Origin of the sequence: Nitrincola sp. A-D6, from assembly GCF_000764495.1 — a bacterium.
Lineage (GTDB): Bacteria > Pseudomonadota > Gammaproteobacteria > Pseudomonadales > Balneatricaceae > Nitrincola.
The window spans coordinates 59,885-74,762 of record NZ_JRLB01000010.1; the positions used below are offsets into that span (position 1 = coordinate 59,885).

Here is a 14,878-nt window from a genome sequence, read left to right on the forward strand (position 1 = left end):
AGACCTTATACCAACCTCATACAGAGCTGCAATGCACAAAACCATAGCATTATATAACGTTACCCTCTATCAACTTCAAGCTCTCTCTGAGGATATCGTCTTTTTCTTGTGGCAGAACCTGTAATTCAGACCAGCCTCTGAGCCAGGTATACTGCCTTTTGGCGAGCTGACGCGTGGCTATCACCGCCTTCTCACGCATAGCTTCATAGTCCATACTCCCCTGCAGATACTGCCACATCTGCCGATACCCCACGCAACGAATAGAGGGCAAGCCTTCATGTAGATCGTCGCGCCTGAATAATTCACGCACTTCGGCTTCAAAGCCCGCTTCAAGCATTTGCTCGAAACGTAAACTTTATACGTTGATGCAGCGCAGCACGATCACTCGGCAGCAACGCCAGAGACAACACCCTGAAGGGCAGTTCCGGTTGTTGCTGCTCTTGCCAATGCTGTGTCAGTGTTTTACCCGTAAGCAGATAGACTTCCATTGCCCGCTGCACCCGCTGGGTATCGGTTGAATGCAAACGCGCTGCAGCAACCGGGTCTACGGCAATCAACGCCTGATGCAAGGCTTCAATACCCTGCGCGGCAATGCGCGCATCCAGATCAGCGCGAACGTCTGGATCTGATGCCGGCAGAGTCGCCAAACCTTTGAGCAATGCATTAAAGTACATCATGGTACCCCCACCAATAATGGGGTTCGGCCAGCAGCCAGTGCTTTGTCGATGCAGAGCAACGCATCTTCACGAAACTCTGCCGCCGAGTAACTTTCAGCCGGATCGCGGATATTCACCAGGTGATGAGGGTAGCGCTGCAGCGTAGACATGTCGGGCTTAGCCGTACCTATATCCATACCCTGGTAGATCAGCGCTGAATCAACACTGATTAATTCAACACTCAGATAATCCACCAAACGCATCGCCAGATCCGTCTTACCTGAGGCCGTAGGCCCCATCAAACAAACGACCAGCGGCTTCATTTCATTGTCCACGCAGAAACAACTTATCCAGTTCATTCATGCTTAAGGGCACCCAGGTCGGACGACCATGGTTACACTGCCCACTGCGTTCAGTCCGCTCCATATCACGCAGTAAAGCGTTCATTTCTGCCAGGGTTAAGTGTCGGTTAGCACGCACGGCACCATGGCAGGCCATAGTACCCAGCAATTCATTGATATGGTTTTCTATTCGGCGACTGCCACCCAGTTCAAACAGATCAGCCAGTACATCCCTGACCAGTTGTTGTACATCAGCTTTAGCCAGGTATACCGGCACTTCACGAATAACCAGGGTTTCATCACTCAAGCGTTGCAAGCCAAACCCCAAACGCGCAAAGAGATCCAGCTGCTCTTCTGCCAGATCCGCTTCGCGCCGACTGACTGATAAACTGACAGGAACCAGCAAGGGCTGGCTTCTCAGACGCTCATCCGTCAACGCCTGTTTCATACGCTCATAAACAATGCGCTCATGTGCCGCATGCATATCAACCAAAATCATCCCGGTTGCGCTCTGGGAAAGAATATACACCCCATGCAATTGTGCAAGAGCGAAGCCCAGTGGCGGTGTACCATCTACAGCATCCGCTGGCATGGCTTCGTTTACACTGTCAACCACCGCATTACTGTCACTTGGATAGAGCTGCCCATATTGGGCGATCTGTCGCTGCACCGCTGTCGCCGATGGCACTGAGGTGGCCTGAGGCGGCAGGTAAAACCTATTTTGGGAAAACTGCTGTTCAGGCACTGCAGCTGACACGCCCGAAGAAGCAGGTTCAGCCTGATACGGCATGGGCGCGACTGGAGCAGCCTGCTCAAGCACAGACGCGGGTGTCATCTGCGCAATCACACGGTGCAGGGAGCGGTAGATAAAATCATGTACCAGACGGCTTTCACGAAACCTGACTTCATGTTTAGTCGGATGGACATTGACATCCACCAACGCCGGATCCAGCTCTAAATACAGCACAAATGCCGGATGACGACCATTATAAAGCACATCCTGATAGGCTTGACGCACCGCGTGACTGACCACTTTGTCTTTGATAATCCGGCCATTGACAAAAAAGTACTGCTGATCGGCCTGACTGCGCGAGTGAGTCGGTTGAGTAATCCAGCCATACAGGCGCAAACCGGAGGCTTCAGCCTGCATATCCACAACCAGTGCGTGCTCTATGAAAGGCTGGCCCAGCAACTGTGACAGGCGCCGCTCACGCTCCAGTTCAGAAATGGCCGGACGCAACTGATACAGGGTCCGGGCATTATGTGTCAGGCTAAAACTGACATCAAAGCGACTCAGCGCCAGCCGCCGCACCACCTCTTCCAGATGGTTGAATTCGGTTTTTTCAGTGCGTAGAAATTTGCGCCGGGCCGGGGTATTAAAAAACAGATCGCGCACCTCTACGGTGCTGCCATGCGGATGGGCAGCAGGGGCCATCTCCGGCTCCATATCCCGACCTTCAGCCGTCACAGACCAGGCTTGATCCTGGTGTCGAGGCCGCGAGGTTAGTGTCAAACGTGATACCGAGCTGATACTCGCCAGCGCCTCGCCCCGAAACCCCAGACTCATAACCGCTTCAAGATCTTCCAGCACGGTGATTTTAGACGTTGCATGACGACTTAAAGCCAGGGGCAAATCCTCTTTGCTAACACCTGAGCCATCATCACGTAAACGAATTAAACGCACACCGCCCTGTTCAACCTCAAGCGCAACAGATTTTGCGCCAGCATCGAGGCTGTTTTCCAGCAGCTCTTTAACCACTGATGCCGGACGCTCAACGACTTCACCTGCGGCAATCTGGTTAGCAAGTTGGGGAGTTAGTAAATGTATTGAAGATGGTTGTGATGGTTCTTTTTGCATCAACCCGCAGGTATCCTTAACACTTGACCTATACGAATACGATCACCATTGATCTGATTCGCCTCACGCAACGCGGTTACAGACACACCATTACGCACGGCAATAACAGACAGTGTATCACCCGGCTGCACACGATGGGTACGATCAACGCCAGCAAGAGAAGTTCCCCCTGTCGCTTGTGCCAGGCAACCCAGGTCATATCCGGTGGTTTTTGCCAGAAATAATTATTCACCCCCTGAAATATAGCCTGCGCCATACGCTGTTGATAAGCCGAGGTACGCAATTGAGATTCTTCCTGCGGGTTGGTTATAAAACCTGTCTCAATCAGAATCGAAGGCACATCAGGTGAGCGCAGCACAGCAAAATTAGCCATTTCCACAGCCGATTTGTGCATGCGGGCGAACTGCCCCAGGTTACTATGAATAATACCGGCAACTTCGCGACTGCCAGTACGACTGGCTGTCATGGACATATCCAGTAGCACACTGGCCAGAACCTCATCCTTGTCCTCCAGACTGACACTTCCAACACCCCCGATCAAATCTGAACTGTTTTCACGACTGGCTAACCAGCGACCCATTTCACTACTGGCACCACGCTCCGATAAAACCCATACAGAGGCTCCACGAGCACTCGGCGTTTTCCAGCCATCAGCATGCACGGAAATAAATAGATCTGCATTGGCCTGGCGCGCCTGAGCGCACGATTACGCAAACTGACGAAGTAATCCCCATCCCGGATCATCACAGCTTTGTAGCCCTGTTCAGCATCAATAATGCGCTTTAATGCAAGCGCAATAGCCAAAACGATATCTTTCTCCCGCGTGCCATTCGGCCCTACGGCACCAGGATCCTCCCCCCCATGGCCAGCATCTATGGCAATAACAATATCTCGCAACTGCCCCTGGGCATTAGCTGGCGGTGTTGAACTGGCAACAGGTACAACAACAGCACCTGCCTTATTTTCAAGATCCACTACCAGGCGGTGTCCATACTGATCATTGGGTACCAAATCAAAGCTTTTGGGGCGCACCTGATCCTTCATATCCAGGACGATCCGCAGTGTGCCCTCGGAATGACTATGGCGGATGCTGGAGATGGGGCTTTCATCCAAAGACAATTGATTCAGATCGGTCTGCAAGCGGGTATTGCTAACATCAATAACAACTCGATCCGGGTTTTCCAGTGTAAACAAACGGTGTTCAACCGGCCCGCTGAGATCAAATACCAGGCGCGTATTATCCGGTGCCAGCCAGGAGCGCACACCCTTTACTTCCGCGTTGGCAAATACCAACGCCGGTAACAGGCTTATTAACAATAACAGCAACCTTAAAAGGAAACTGCGAGTATTTACTTTCACAGTGCGTGCTTACCCATTAAATTCATTTACTATTCTATCGGCAATCATACACCCTTTCTGAGTATTTTTTGACCACTTTATACATCTGCCGGGTAATTTTTCGCTCAAATTCAATTCCAGGTCCGCCGCAGGCAGCCAACCCTGCCCCTTTTCAGGCCATTCAATCAGACACAGCGCCTGCTCGCTAAAGTAATCACGAATACCCAGGTACTCTAGCTCCTCAGGATCTGAAAGCCTATACAGATCAAAATGATAAACAATAAACCCTGGAAATTCATAGGGCTCTACCAGCGTATAGGTCGGACTTTTAACGGCTCCCTGATGCCCCAATGCTTGCATCACTCCACGGCACAGCGTGGTTTTACCCATGCCAAGATTGCCATGCAAAAAAATCACAGCACCCTGTGACCCAACGGCTTCAGCAAGCCTGGCACCAAACTGAATGGTTGCCGCATCATCGGCCAGATAAACACTATCAATCAATTAGCTGATCTCCCAAACCATTTAAAATCCGACGCACTTCAGGGATCAGATCGGTTGCCAGCAAACCGCGCTCACCCGATTTCGCTACACACCGATCAGCCGCTACAGCATGAGCATACACACCCAGGCGGGCCGCATCGACAGGCTTCAACCCCTGCGCCATTAATGCACCGATTATGCCTGACAATACATCGCCCATGCCACCACTGGCCATTCCCGGATTGCCAGCGCTACAAAGATGGATTACGTCACCATCATAAGTGAGCGACCCCGCCCCCTTGAGCACGACCGTACCACCAAATCGCCCTTGCAGGGCTTTAATAGCCGCAAAGCGGTCCTGTTGTATATCATCCACCGTACAGCCTAATAACCGCGCCGCTTCACCCGGGTGCGGCGTAATCACTCGCCGATGACTGTATCGATCAGTACTAGCTACCAGATAATTCAGTGCATCGGCATCTAATACCTGAAAATTTGCTGATTTCAACACCTGCTGCATCAACTGATCGGCCCAGGCACTATCGCCTAATCCAGGACCTGCCACCACAACTGTGGCCTTTTCAAGCAGAGGTAACAGAGCCTGACCGGAACCAACACCCAACGCCATAACTTCCGGCAGACGCGTCAAAGCCGCTACAACATGCTCACTCCGTGTAGCTAAAGACACCAGACCGCTGCCACTACGAGCCGCACTCTGGGCCGCCATCAATGCGGCGCCACCCAACCCCAAACCACCACCCACCACCAGCAGATGACCAAAACAGCCCTTATGGGCTGAGCGCTGACGCGCAGGCAATAGTTCTTCCAAATCATCCTGGTCGGTGCGAAACACGCTAACAGGTACGCGCTCATAGAGCTCGTCCGGCACCCGCAACCCGTCAAACAGTAGGCGTCCGCAGTAGTTCACCCCTTCATGCGTCAGCAGCCCTTGCTTGGCACCAATAAAGGTTAAGGTCACGGCGGCTTTGACTGCCACACCCAATACCTGACCCGTATCGCTACACAAACCTGAGGTATATCTACCGCGACCACCGGTCGATGCTGATGGTTCAACTTGATAATAGCGTCACGAACAGTACCTCTCACCTCGCCACTGATGCCTGTACCCAGCATCGCATCAACAATCACTTCACCATTGAATTCCTGTTGAGTCGACCAGGGCCGGGTTGTCACCCCGACCGCCTCAGCCCAGCGCCAGGCTTCCAGCGCCTCACCCTGCAACTGATCAGCATAAGGCTCATTACCAAAGGTCAACACCTGCACCTCCAGGCCCTGCTGCTGTGCCAGCCCTGCTACAATCAGCCCATCGCCACCGTTATTACCGGTACCACAAAGCAGCGTCAGACGCTTCAGCTCAGGCCACTGCTGCTGTATCACCGCAAACACCGCATGCCCGGCACGCTGCATCAAGCGAAACCCGGGAATAGCAAAAACCTCGGTTGCCTGTCGATCCAGCGCACGTGACTGCTCAGCTGTGTATAATGTTGAAGGCAGTGTGGTTCGAGTGATCATGCGGCATTCTCCTTAATCTATAACTGTTATTCTGGCATGCATAGCGAACAGAGCAAGCAAAATCAGCCCTGGTCGATGATCTGTCCCTCAGAGAACTGGCTGATAAGATCAAACACTGGGCGAGTGAACTGGGATTCCAGCAGTGCGCCATCACCGGCACAGACCTGTCAGCCGAAGCGGACAACCTGACAGAATGGCTGGATCAGGGTATGCAGGGCGAAATGCGCTGGCTGGAACAGCACCAAGCCAAACGCCTGGACGCATCACAGCTGCTTCCTGGTACCCAGCGCATCATCAGCCTGCGCATGGATTATTTACCCCCTGAGACTGAGACTCTGCGTATCCTCAACAATCCGGATAAAGCCTATATCGCCCGCTATACCCTGGGCCGGGATTATCACAAACTGATGCGCAAGCGCATACAACAACTCGGCCAACGCATTGATGCACATATGCAACAAGACAGCGCTTTTCGCCCGTTTGTTGACAGCGCACCGGTACTGGAGCGCCCGATTGCACGCAACGCTGGACTGGGCTGGATAGGCAAGCACACCCTACTGCTTAATCGCCAGGCAGGATCCTGGTTTTTTCTGGGCGAACTGTTCATCAATCTGCCCTTACCTGTTGATGCGGCGGAAACAAGCAGCCATTGCGGCAGTTGTCGTGCCTGCCTGGATATCTGCCCTACCCAGGCCTTTCCCCAACCCTATGTGCTGGATGCCCGCCGCTGCATTTCCTACCTGACCATTGAGCTGAAAGGCGCCATACCGGTTGAACTGCGGGCAAAAATGGGCAACCGGATTTTTGGTTGTGATGATTGTCAGTTGATCTGCCCCTGGAACCGCTTTGCCAAGCATTCACAGGAAAGCGACTTCAAACCCAGGCACCAACTGGATGACATAGATCTGCTAAGCCTGTTTGAATGGGATGAAGCCACGTTTCTCAAACGCACCGAAGGTTCCGCTATACGTCGAACCGGATTTGAGGGCTGGCAGCGCAATCTGGCCGTTGCACTGGGCAACAGCCGCGGAGGGGCCGAAGTGGAAGCCGCACTAAACCGACGCTTGCAATCCGGCTGTTCGGACATGCTCGCCGAACATATCCACTGGGCGCTGGCTCAGCTCAGAGGCGGAACAGATGGCGGCGGTAATGACGCAACTCTTCAATAGAATCACGAATATCATCCAACGCCAGGTGGGCACCTTTCTTTTTAATGCCCTCCATGATCGAGGGTTTCCAACGTTTTGCCAGCTCTTTGATGCTGCTCACATCGATATTACGATAGTGAAAATGCGCTTCCAGCTCTGGCATATACTTCACCAGGAAACGCCGGTCCTGACCAATACTGTTTCCACACATGGGTGAGACGCCTTTATCAGTATACTCACGCACAAACGCCAGCATCTGTTGCTCAGCTTCAGCCTCGGTGGTACGACTTTCACGTACCCGTGCTGTCAGTCCTGACTGTCCGTGCTGACGGGTGCACCACTCATCCATTTGCGTCAACAAGCTATCTGGCTGATGCACCGTAATCACGGGGCTTTCCGCCAGCGAGTTTAAATCGGCATCGGTGACTATCGCTGCCATTTCAATGATCCGATCTTTTTCCGGATCCAGCCCGGTCATCTCCAGATCGATCCATAGCAGGGCATTCTGTCGCGGCATCCGCTAATCTCCAGTTATAATACTGTATTAAAGTTGCACTATAGATTACCTTATCTTCAACAAAGAACGTAGCCTAAAACCCGGTCTTCAGGAAAGCATACCTACGCATGAGTAAACGTAAAGTCACTCGACGCCAATCCTGGCGCATCAGTAAAATTCAGCAGGAACGCACGGACCGCGCCAGCCGCACGGAAACGCTCATTGAAGAACAGCTTAGCGGCGGGGAGCTGGGCACAGAACAAAATGGCTTGATCATTTCTCACTTTGGTAAACAGGTGGATGTCGAGGCATTGGAAGGTGATACTCAGGGTGAAATCGTACGCTGTCATTTGCGTACGCATCTCGGGCAATTGGTTACCGGGGATCGAGTAATCTGGCGCCGCTCTCCGGATGGTGGCGTAGTGGTTGCCGTACTTCCCCGCAATAATCAGTTACAGCGCCCCAATAACTACGGTGAGCTCAAACCGGTCGCGGCTAACATCGATCAGATCATCATTACTCTGGCACCAGAACCCAGAGCACATGCCAATTTGATCGATCGCTACCTGATCGCCTGCGAACGCTCTGAGATAGAGCCCGTACTACTACTTAACAAAACCGACCTGATAAACCCGGCAAACAGGACCTGGCTAGACCCTATGCTGGCCCTTTACCGACAGATAGGCTACCGGATACTGGAAGCGTCCACTACTGAGCAATCAGGGCTGACTGAATTAAAAACCTTACTGGATGGCCGCATCAGCGTGTTTGTCGGACAATCAGGGGTTGGCAAATCATCGCTGATCAATGTATTGCTGCCCGGTATTGATCTGAAGGTCGGCGGCCTCTCCGAACAAAGCGGCAAAGGCAAGCACACCACCACTACAGCCAGGCTGTTCCACATGCCTGATGGTGGTGATTTGATTGACTCGCCGGGAATCCGTGAATTTGGCCTTTGGCATATGCATGAAGATGAAGTACTGGAGGGTTTCGTCGAATTCAGGCCCTTTATTGGTCACTGCCGTTTTCGTGATTGTAAACACCTGCAGGAACCTGGATGCGCACTCATAGCTGCCGTAGATAACGGCGAAATAAGCGAACAGCGTTTTAAAAGCTACCGCATGATTCTTAACTCCATGCAAGAAACCCTGTAGACTAAATTTTTAAGGTCAGCTGTAGCGGAACTGCCCATGTCGCGTAACCTACCCTCACCAGTCGGCCTGGATGAATGGCTCGATTTCTTTCAGGACAAGTCTTTACCTGTCCGGGCCAGTACGTCCGCCCGACTGACCAAGGCGCTTGATCACCCCTCCAGCAACCTGCTGACACTGGCGCCAATTATCCGTACAGATCCGGTACTTTGTTTACATGTTACACGCGCCGCACAAATACTTCTCAGTGATAAAGAGGGCAAGATAGCCGGCATAGACCATGCGGTACAAACACTTGGTTTTGAGCGGATCACGCAGCTACTCAGCCAAGTCAGCCCTTTTCGTCTGAATCCATCCAGCACAGTACACACCCTGTTTATGCGCGCAGTTGCTGACAGCCACCACGCCGCCACTCAGGCCGCTGACTGGCAGAACAGGAAAAATGCCAATAACACCGAAGAGATCAAGCTGGCTGCGCTGCTTTATGGCTCTATACACTGGTGTGCCTGGCTCTACGCACCACTACACAAAGAAGCCTATCAACGTAAAGTGATCGAGGAGGGTGTGGATGTAGCACTGGCAGAATATGATATATTTGGCTGTACGCTGCAGGAACTGGGCTTTCGCCTGGCGCAACGTTGGAAATTACCGGATTTAACAATAGAAGCACTAAGCCACGACACATCCCCTTCATCAGGCCTGCTAAACAAACTGCATCTCAAAGCCATGGGGGATCCACGCCTGGATGGCAAGGATCTGCGAGAAATTAATCACTTTTTACAACAACCTTTTTTCGCTGTAAAGCTAGCTAACTGGCTGGCTTTAACAGCCACTCGTGGCTGGAACACACCCAAAGCACGCCGCCTCTATGAAATCATCAGTGACTATCTAAGACTGGATCAACATGAAACCCTGGCACGTTTGCATAGCACCTGTGCCGAATCCGCCAGACAGTATCACCTGCCCGGTGTACTTTCGCCCGCCAGTGAACTGTTATTAATTCCCTCTGCACAACCAACGCCCGGAATACTCCGCAAGGCTGAACGGCAGCAACTGCAGGAAACAGCACCCGCTATCAGCACCCTAAGCAAGATAGAAGCAAGTCCTTCTGAATCGGCACAACAATCAAATCAGTCAACCATTTCAGCACCCACAAGCTTTCTGGACCAGACGCTGTATAACAATATTGCTGCGGCGCTTCGACAAGTGGATAACAACTACAGCAAAGCCGATCAGCCACTCAAAATGCTGTTACAGGGAATCCATGAAGGCTTGGGCATGTCTCGTGTCAGCATTATGCAGATAAGCCAACGCCAGCATCAGCTTCAGCCGCTGATTAGCAAGGGCTTTGAGAATCAGCATCCGCTGGCTCACTATACTAACAACCTGGAAATACCCAGCCTGTTTAAGCGGCTATGCGATAAACCCACCTGCATCTGGTACAATTATCGTACATCTAATCGCCTGCTGCCGATGTTACCGACGGATTTTGAAAGCTGCCTGCCTAACCATGACTGGCTGATGATGTCACTGTTTGGTCCATCAGGCCCCCTGGCAATTATCTACGCGGATCAAGGCGAACAAGCACCACCCATAGCAGACTTTTACTTTGAGCGTTTTCGTTATTTAGGTTCATCCGCCGCACTGGCATTGAAACAACTATCACAGGAATGACCGTGAAAGATCGCCTCTTTATTCTGTTGCAAACCCTGATCCCCCAGCACTGGCTATCACGCAGCGTCGGTAAACTCGCTGACTGCCGTATTGTGTGGATAAAAAACCTGTTTATCGGCTGGTTTCATAAACGTTACCGTGTCGATATGCTCGATGCGCAGGAAACCGATCCACTGGCTTATGCCAACTTCAATGCTTTTTTTACCCGTGCACTGAAAGCAGATGCCCGCCCCATCGACAAGGATCAGGACACCCTGGTTTCACCGGCAGACGGTGCCGTCAGCCAGGCCGGACAAATCGAGCATGGCCGCCTGTTTCAGGCCAAAGGACGCAGCTATTCCCTGACTAGCTTACTGGGTGGAGATGAATCTCGCGCGACGGAGTTTACCAATGGCAGCTTTGCCACCATCTACCTGTCTCCACGTGATTATCATCGGGTGCATATGCCAATCAGCGGTGTATTGCGCGAAACCGTCTATATCCCCGGAGACCTCTGGTCAGTCAATCAAGTCACCGCCGAACAGGTAGACCAGTTGTTTGCGCGCAATGAACGTCTGGTAGCCCTATTTGATACGGAAGTTGGACCGATGGCGATGGTGCTTGTTGGCGCCATGATCGTTGCCGGTATCGAAGTGGTCTGGCAAGGCCAGGTGGCCCCTATGCAAAAAACACCCCTGGTGCTGGGTAAGCGCTACGATGACAGCATCAGCCTGAGCAAAGGCGACGAGATGGGACGCTTCAAACTCGGCTCTACAGTGATTTTGCTCTTTGGCAAGGATGCAATTGAGTGGCATGGCAGTCTCACAGCAGGCAGTCCGGTCACGCTGGGAAATGCCATAGGCCGTATCCAGCAAAGTCCAGAAGAATAACCCCACAAGGCAGCGGATGAATCCTGTCGCGTCCTTGTCTACAATAGAAGTTCTAACGATTTTTTGTATCACAGGATGAATCTGGCTATGCACAGCTTATGGCACACACTGGCTTTACCCGATCAGTTGAGCTTTGAAGAGGCGGGCATTATCGGGCCGTTTTCTGACCCGGCCAGTGACGGCTTGTTTACACCCCTGCTACACCAGCAGATGATCAGGGTCGAAGGCAAGGATGCTTTCAGCTTTTTACAGGGACAGCTCAGCTGTGACCTGCGTGATATCAGTACCGAGATGACCCGGCTCGGAGCGCACTGCAATATCAAAGGCCACATGCTTAGTCTGTTTCGGGTGATTCAGCCTGAAGAGAACATCTTCTGGCTCAGAGGCAGTCTAGACTTGAGTGAAAAGGCCCTGGCACAGTTAAAAAAATACATTATTTTTTCCAAAGCCACGGCTGAAATCGATAACGACCTGATTGGATTGGGCGTGCAGGGAAAAGCAGCAGCCACCCGGCTGAGCCAACTGTTTGATCTGCCTGAAGAGAGCTTACCCTCACAGCCCGGACAGGCTATTAGACTAGAGCAGATCAGTGTTGTCTGTGTGGGCGAGCAGCGCTTTGAGCTCTGGGCCGCAACGACGGCACTGGCCCCCCTGCTTACCCAGCTGCAACAGATGCTATCCCTGATGCCACTGCAGCAGTGGCTGCTGAGTGATATTCAGGCTGGCATTCCTGATCTACGCCAGGAAACCTCTGAAGCCTTTATTCCGCAGATGACTAACTTGCAGGAATTTGAAGGGATCAGCTTTCGCAAAGGCTGCTATACCGGACAAGAGATCATTACGCGTCTGCAGCACCGCGGCCAGTTAAAGCGCCCCATGTACCTTGCGCGTGTGCATACGCAAAGCCTGCCCTTACCGGGTACCCCGCTACACTGTGAGAACAAGGATAACGTGGGTCAGGTGGTATTGGCAGCCGAAACTGGACAGGCAGGGGAATTTGAGTTGCTGGCGGTGATACTGAAAACACGCGCTGAAGAGGATTCAGTCATGCTACCGGATCAAAGCCCACTGCAACTGCTGGAACTCCCCTACTCACTTGACGCCCGGCTGTTCGAAAGTAAGCGCTGATCAAATCTGAGCGGGTAGTTGCCAATTGATCGGCGTACGCCCTTGCTCAATCAGCCATTGATTGGCCTGACTGAAATGACGGCAGCCCAGAAATCCGCGATGTGCTGAAAGTGGTGACGGGTGCGGTGCTTTCAGAATCAGGTGACGCTGCTGATCTATCCCGGCACCTTTTTTCTGGGCATAACTGCCCCAGAGCATAAACACCACCGAATCACACTGCTGATTAACCACCTCAATCACCTTGTCGGTGAAGGCCTCCCAGCCCTGCCCCTGATGGGCATTGGCTTGCCCCTGCTCAACTGTCAGCACGGCATTGAGCAGCAGCACCCCCTGAGACGCCCAACTGTCCAGAAAACCGTGCCCAGGAGGTTGAATCCCCAGATCGGCCTGCAGTTCTTTGTAAATATTCTGTAGCGAAGGTGGAACACGCACGCCAGGCTTAACCGAGAAGCACAAGCCATGTGCCTGCCCCGGTTGATGGTAAGGGTCCTGTCCGAGAATCACCACCCTCACCTGCTCCGGTGGCGTGGCCTCCAGGGCATGAAACCAATCGGATGAGGGCGGAAAAATCACCTTATGCTGATCTTTTTCCGTCCGCAGAAACTGCTTCAATGCCTGCATATAGGGCTTTTGAAACTCGTCATCCAGATAGGGCTTCCAGCCCGGCGCGCGATCCAGTGCCATGACCTAGCCGCGTGGCCGCATAGCGGGGAACAACACCACATCGCGGATAGACGGTGAATCCGTAAACAACATCACCAGACGGTCTATGCCGATGCCCTCACCTGCAGTGGGTGGCAGGCCATATTCCAGCGCGTTGATATAATCGGCATCGTAATGCATGGCTTCATCGTCACCGGCATCCTTTTCTGCCACTTGCCGACGAAAACGCTCAGCCTGATCTTCGGCATCGTTAAGCTCCGAGAAACCATTCGCCAACTCCCGACCACCGACAAAAAACTCAAAACGGTCGGTAACATGGGGATTATGATCACTTAGGCGTGCCAGCGGGCTGACTTCAGTCGGGTATTCAGTGATAAAGGTTGGCTGATCCAGATGATGCTCGACAGTTTTATCGAAGATTTCCATCTGGATACGACCCAGACCCCAGTTGTCCATCAGATTGATATGCAAACGCTCAGCAATCTGGCGTGCGGCATGCTCATCAGCCAAAGCCTCAGGTTTGATATCCGGGTTGTAGTGCAAAATGGAGTCAAACACGCTGATGCGACGGAATGGCTGGCTCAAGTCATATTCAAAGGCTTCCAGCACCTCGCCCTCTTCATTACGGATGGTATTGGTCAGGGTGGTGGTACCGAGAATATCCCGGGCCAAAGTGCGCAGCATATCTTCAGTCAAATCCATCAGATCATGGTAGTCGGCATAGGCCTGATAGAATTCAATCATGGTAAATTCGGGATTATGCCGGGTCGACAGGCCTTCATTACGGAAGTTACGGTTGATCTCGAACACCCGCTCAAAGCCACCCACAACCAGACGCTTCAGGTAGAGCTCCGGGGCGATACGCAGGTACATTTGCAGATCCAGCGCATTATGATGGGTGACAAACGGACGCGCGGTAGCACCACCGGGAATACTGTGCAGCATGGGGGTTTCCGCTTCAATGAAGCGGCGTGCCGACAGATACTGGCGTATACCGGAGACAATCTTTGAACGCACCTCAAACACCCGACGCGAATGCTCGTTGGTAATCAGATCGACATAGCGCTGACGGTAGCGCATTTCGGTATCCTGCAAGCCTTTATGCTTTTCCGGCAAGGGTCGCAGACTTTTGGTCAGTAGCTGATTTTCAGCCATATCCACATACAGATCGCCCTTGCCTGACTTATGCAGCACCCCGCGCACACCGATAATATCACCCAGATCCAGGGACTTGGCAAAAGGGCGTGCGGCTTTATTCACATACAGCTGAATCCGGCCACTCATATCCTGCAGCACCATAAACGCGCCACGATTGAGCATGACACGCCCAGCAACCGCTACCAGATTACCCTCTGCTTCCAGCGCTTCTTTGGTTTTATCACCATGCGCGGCCTGCAGGTCCGCAGCATAGCTGTCGCGTCTGAAGGTATTCGGAAACGCACCACCCTGCTGTTCACGTAACTGACGCAGTTTTTCACGGCGTTCAGCAATCAGGCGGTTTTCATCTTGCGGTTGATTCACTTCGGACATGAAGTTATTA

13 protein-coding genes and 2 pseudogenes are annotated in these 14,878 nt (G+C 52.5%); 5 read left to right on the plus strand and 10 right to left on the minus strand.

Features of this window, described 5'->3' with window-relative positions:
• Positions 1–49: 49 nt before the first annotated feature.
• The 7 genes and pseudogenes from LH51_RS23915 to LH51_RS23940 form a co-directional block, all read right to left on the minus strand.
• Positions 50–337 (minus strand): tRNA dimethylallyltransferase, encoded by a 288-nt coding sequence (locus LH51_RS23915; protein ID WP_327124075.1) that lies wholly within the window; start codon positions 335–337, stop codon positions 50–52.
• Positions 330–1,015, minus strand: a pseudogene (gene miaA / locus LH51_RS24625) (tRNA (adenosine(37)-N6)-dimethylallyltransferase MiaA). Before miaA ends, LH51_RS23915 begins: the two are co-directional and overlap by 8 nt.
• A complete protein-coding gene (gene mutL, locus LH51_RS02745; protein WP_036519536.1) occupies positions 981–2,855 on the minus strand; it encodes a DNA mismatch repair endonuclease MutL in 1,875 nt (624 codons plus the stop codon). The pseudogene miaA and the gene mutL overlap by 35 nt, the downstream one beginning before the upstream one ends.
• A gap of 76 nt (positions 2,856–2,931) precedes the next feature.
• Positions 2,932–4,214: pseudogene (locus LH51_RS02750) on the minus strand (N-acetylmuramoyl-L-alanine amidase).
• 9 nt (positions 4,215–4,223) lie between these two features.
• On the minus strand, positions 4,224–4,697 hold the full coding sequence (gene tsaE / locus LH51_RS02755; RefSeq protein ID WP_036519540.1) for a tRNA (adenosine(37)-N6)-threonylcarbamoyltransferase complex ATPase subunit type 1 TsaE: 474 nt from the start codon (positions 4,695–4,697) through the stop codon (positions 4,224–4,226).
• A complete protein-coding gene (locus LH51_RS23935) occupies positions 4,690–5,673 on the minus strand; it encodes an NAD(P)H-hydrate dehydratase (RefSeq protein WP_327124082.1) in 984 nt (327 codons plus the stop codon). Before LH51_RS23935 ends, tsaE begins: the two co-directional genes overlap by 8 nt.
• Entirely contained in the window at positions 5,652–6,209 is a 558-nt protein-coding gene (locus tag LH51_RS23940; RefSeq protein WP_327124083.1) for an NAD(P)H-hydrate epimerase, read from the minus strand. Before LH51_RS23940 ends, LH51_RS23935 begins: the two co-directional genes overlap by 22 nt.
• A gap of 68 nt (positions 6,210–6,277) precedes the next feature.
• Here LH51_RS23940 and queG point away from each other — a divergent pair, with 68 nt between their 5' ends.
• Positions 6,278–7,378 (plus strand): tRNA epoxyqueuosine(34) reductase QueG, encoded by a 1,101-nt coding sequence (gene queG / locus LH51_RS02765; RefSeq protein WP_036519543.1) that lies wholly within the window; start codon positions 6,278–6,280, stop codon positions 7,376–7,378.
• Here queG and orn read toward each other — a convergent pair.
• Positions 7,332–7,874, minus strand: a complete 543-nt coding sequence (orn, locus tag LH51_RS02770) for an oligoribonuclease (protein ID WP_036519547.1) — start codon at positions 7,872–7,874, stop codon at positions 7,332–7,334. The two genes, queG and orn, sit on opposite strands and share 47 nt — an antisense overlap.
• A 107-nt stretch (positions 7,875–7,981) precedes the next feature.
• Between orn and rsgA the strand changes: the two genes are divergently transcribed.
• The 4 genes from rsgA (at position 7,982) to ygfZ (ending at position 12,675) form a co-directional block, all read left to right on the plus strand.
• Positions 7,982–9,007 carry a small ribosomal subunit biogenesis GTPase RsgA gene (gene rsgA, locus LH51_RS02775; RefSeq protein WP_036519548.1) on the plus strand — a complete coding sequence of 342 codons (1,026 nt, stop codon included), beginning with the start codon at positions 7,982–7,984 and terminating at the stop codon, positions 9,005–9,007.
• A 36-nt stretch (positions 9,008–9,043) separates the two neighbouring features.
• Positions 9,044–10,678 carry an HDOD domain-containing protein gene (locus LH51_RS02780; protein WP_036519550.1) on the plus strand — a complete coding sequence of 545 codons (1,635 nt, stop codon included), beginning with the start codon at positions 9,044–9,046 and terminating at the stop codon, positions 10,676–10,678.
• A gap of 2 nt (positions 10,679–10,680) precedes the next feature.
• Positions 10,681–11,547 (plus strand): archaetidylserine decarboxylase, encoded by an 867-nt coding sequence (asd, locus tag LH51_RS02785; RefSeq protein ID WP_036519553.1) that lies wholly within the window; start codon positions 10,681–10,683, stop codon positions 11,545–11,547.
• A gap of 87 nt (positions 11,548–11,634) precedes the next feature.
• On the plus strand, positions 11,635–12,675 hold the full coding sequence (gene ygfZ, locus LH51_RS02790; RefSeq protein WP_052063383.1) for a CAF17-like 4Fe-4S cluster assembly/insertion protein YgfZ: 1,041 nt from the start codon (positions 11,635–11,637) through the stop codon (positions 12,673–12,675).
• On the opposite strand, the gene ung is transcribed toward ygfZ, so the two are convergent.
• Positions 12,676–13,359: a uracil-DNA glycosylase gene (gene ung / locus LH51_RS02795; RefSeq protein ID WP_036519555.1), complete on the minus strand. Its 684-nt coding sequence runs from the start codon at positions 13,357–13,359 to the stop codon at positions 12,676–12,678.
• Between the two features lie 3 nt (positions 13,360–13,362).
• The gene (gene lysS / locus LH51_RS02800; protein WP_036519558.1) at positions 13,363–14,868 is read right to left on the minus strand and encodes a lysine--tRNA ligase; all 1,506 of its coding nucleotides are present in this window, start codon (positions 14,866–14,868) and stop codon (positions 13,363–13,365) included.
• Positions 14,869–14,878 lie beyond the last annotated feature (10 nt).

What these genes read in the sequence shown, in the direction of transcription:
- LH51_RS23915 (WP_327124075.1), bottom strand. Translation starts at nt 337, where the DNA reads ATGCTTGAAGCGGGCTTTGAAGCCGAAGTGCGTGAATTATTCAGGCGC.
- ygfZ (WP_052063383.1), top strand. Translation starts at nt 11,635, where the DNA reads ATGCACAGCTTATGGCACACACTGGCTTTACCCGATCAGTTGAGCTTT.
- mutL (WP_036519536.1), bottom strand. Translation starts at nt 2,855, where the DNA reads ATGCAAAAAGAACCATCACAACCATCTTCAATACATTTACTAACTCCC.
- LH51_RS02780 (WP_036519550.1), top strand. Translation starts at nt 9,044, where the DNA reads ATGTCGCGTAACCTACCCTCACCAGTCGGCCTGGATGAATGGCTCGAT.
- rsgA (WP_036519548.1), top strand. Translation starts at nt 7,982, where the DNA reads ATGAGTAAACGTAAAGTCACTCGACGCCAATCCTGGCGCATCAGTAAA.
- orn (WP_036519547.1), bottom strand. Translation starts at nt 7,874, where the DNA reads ATGCCGCGACAGAATGCCCTGCTATGGATCGATCTGGAGATGACCGGG.
- LH51_RS23940 (WP_327124083.1), bottom strand. Translation starts at nt 6,209, where the DNA reads ATGATCACTCGAACCACACTGCCTTCAACATTATACACAGCTGAGCAG.
- lysS (WP_036519558.1), bottom strand. Translation starts at nt 14,868, where the DNA reads ATGTCCGAAGTGAATCAACCGCAAGATGAAAACCGCCTGATTGCTGAA.
- ung (WP_036519555.1), bottom strand. Translation starts at nt 13,359, where the DNA reads ATGGCACTGGATCGCGCGCCGGGCTGGAAGCCCTATCTGGATGACGAG.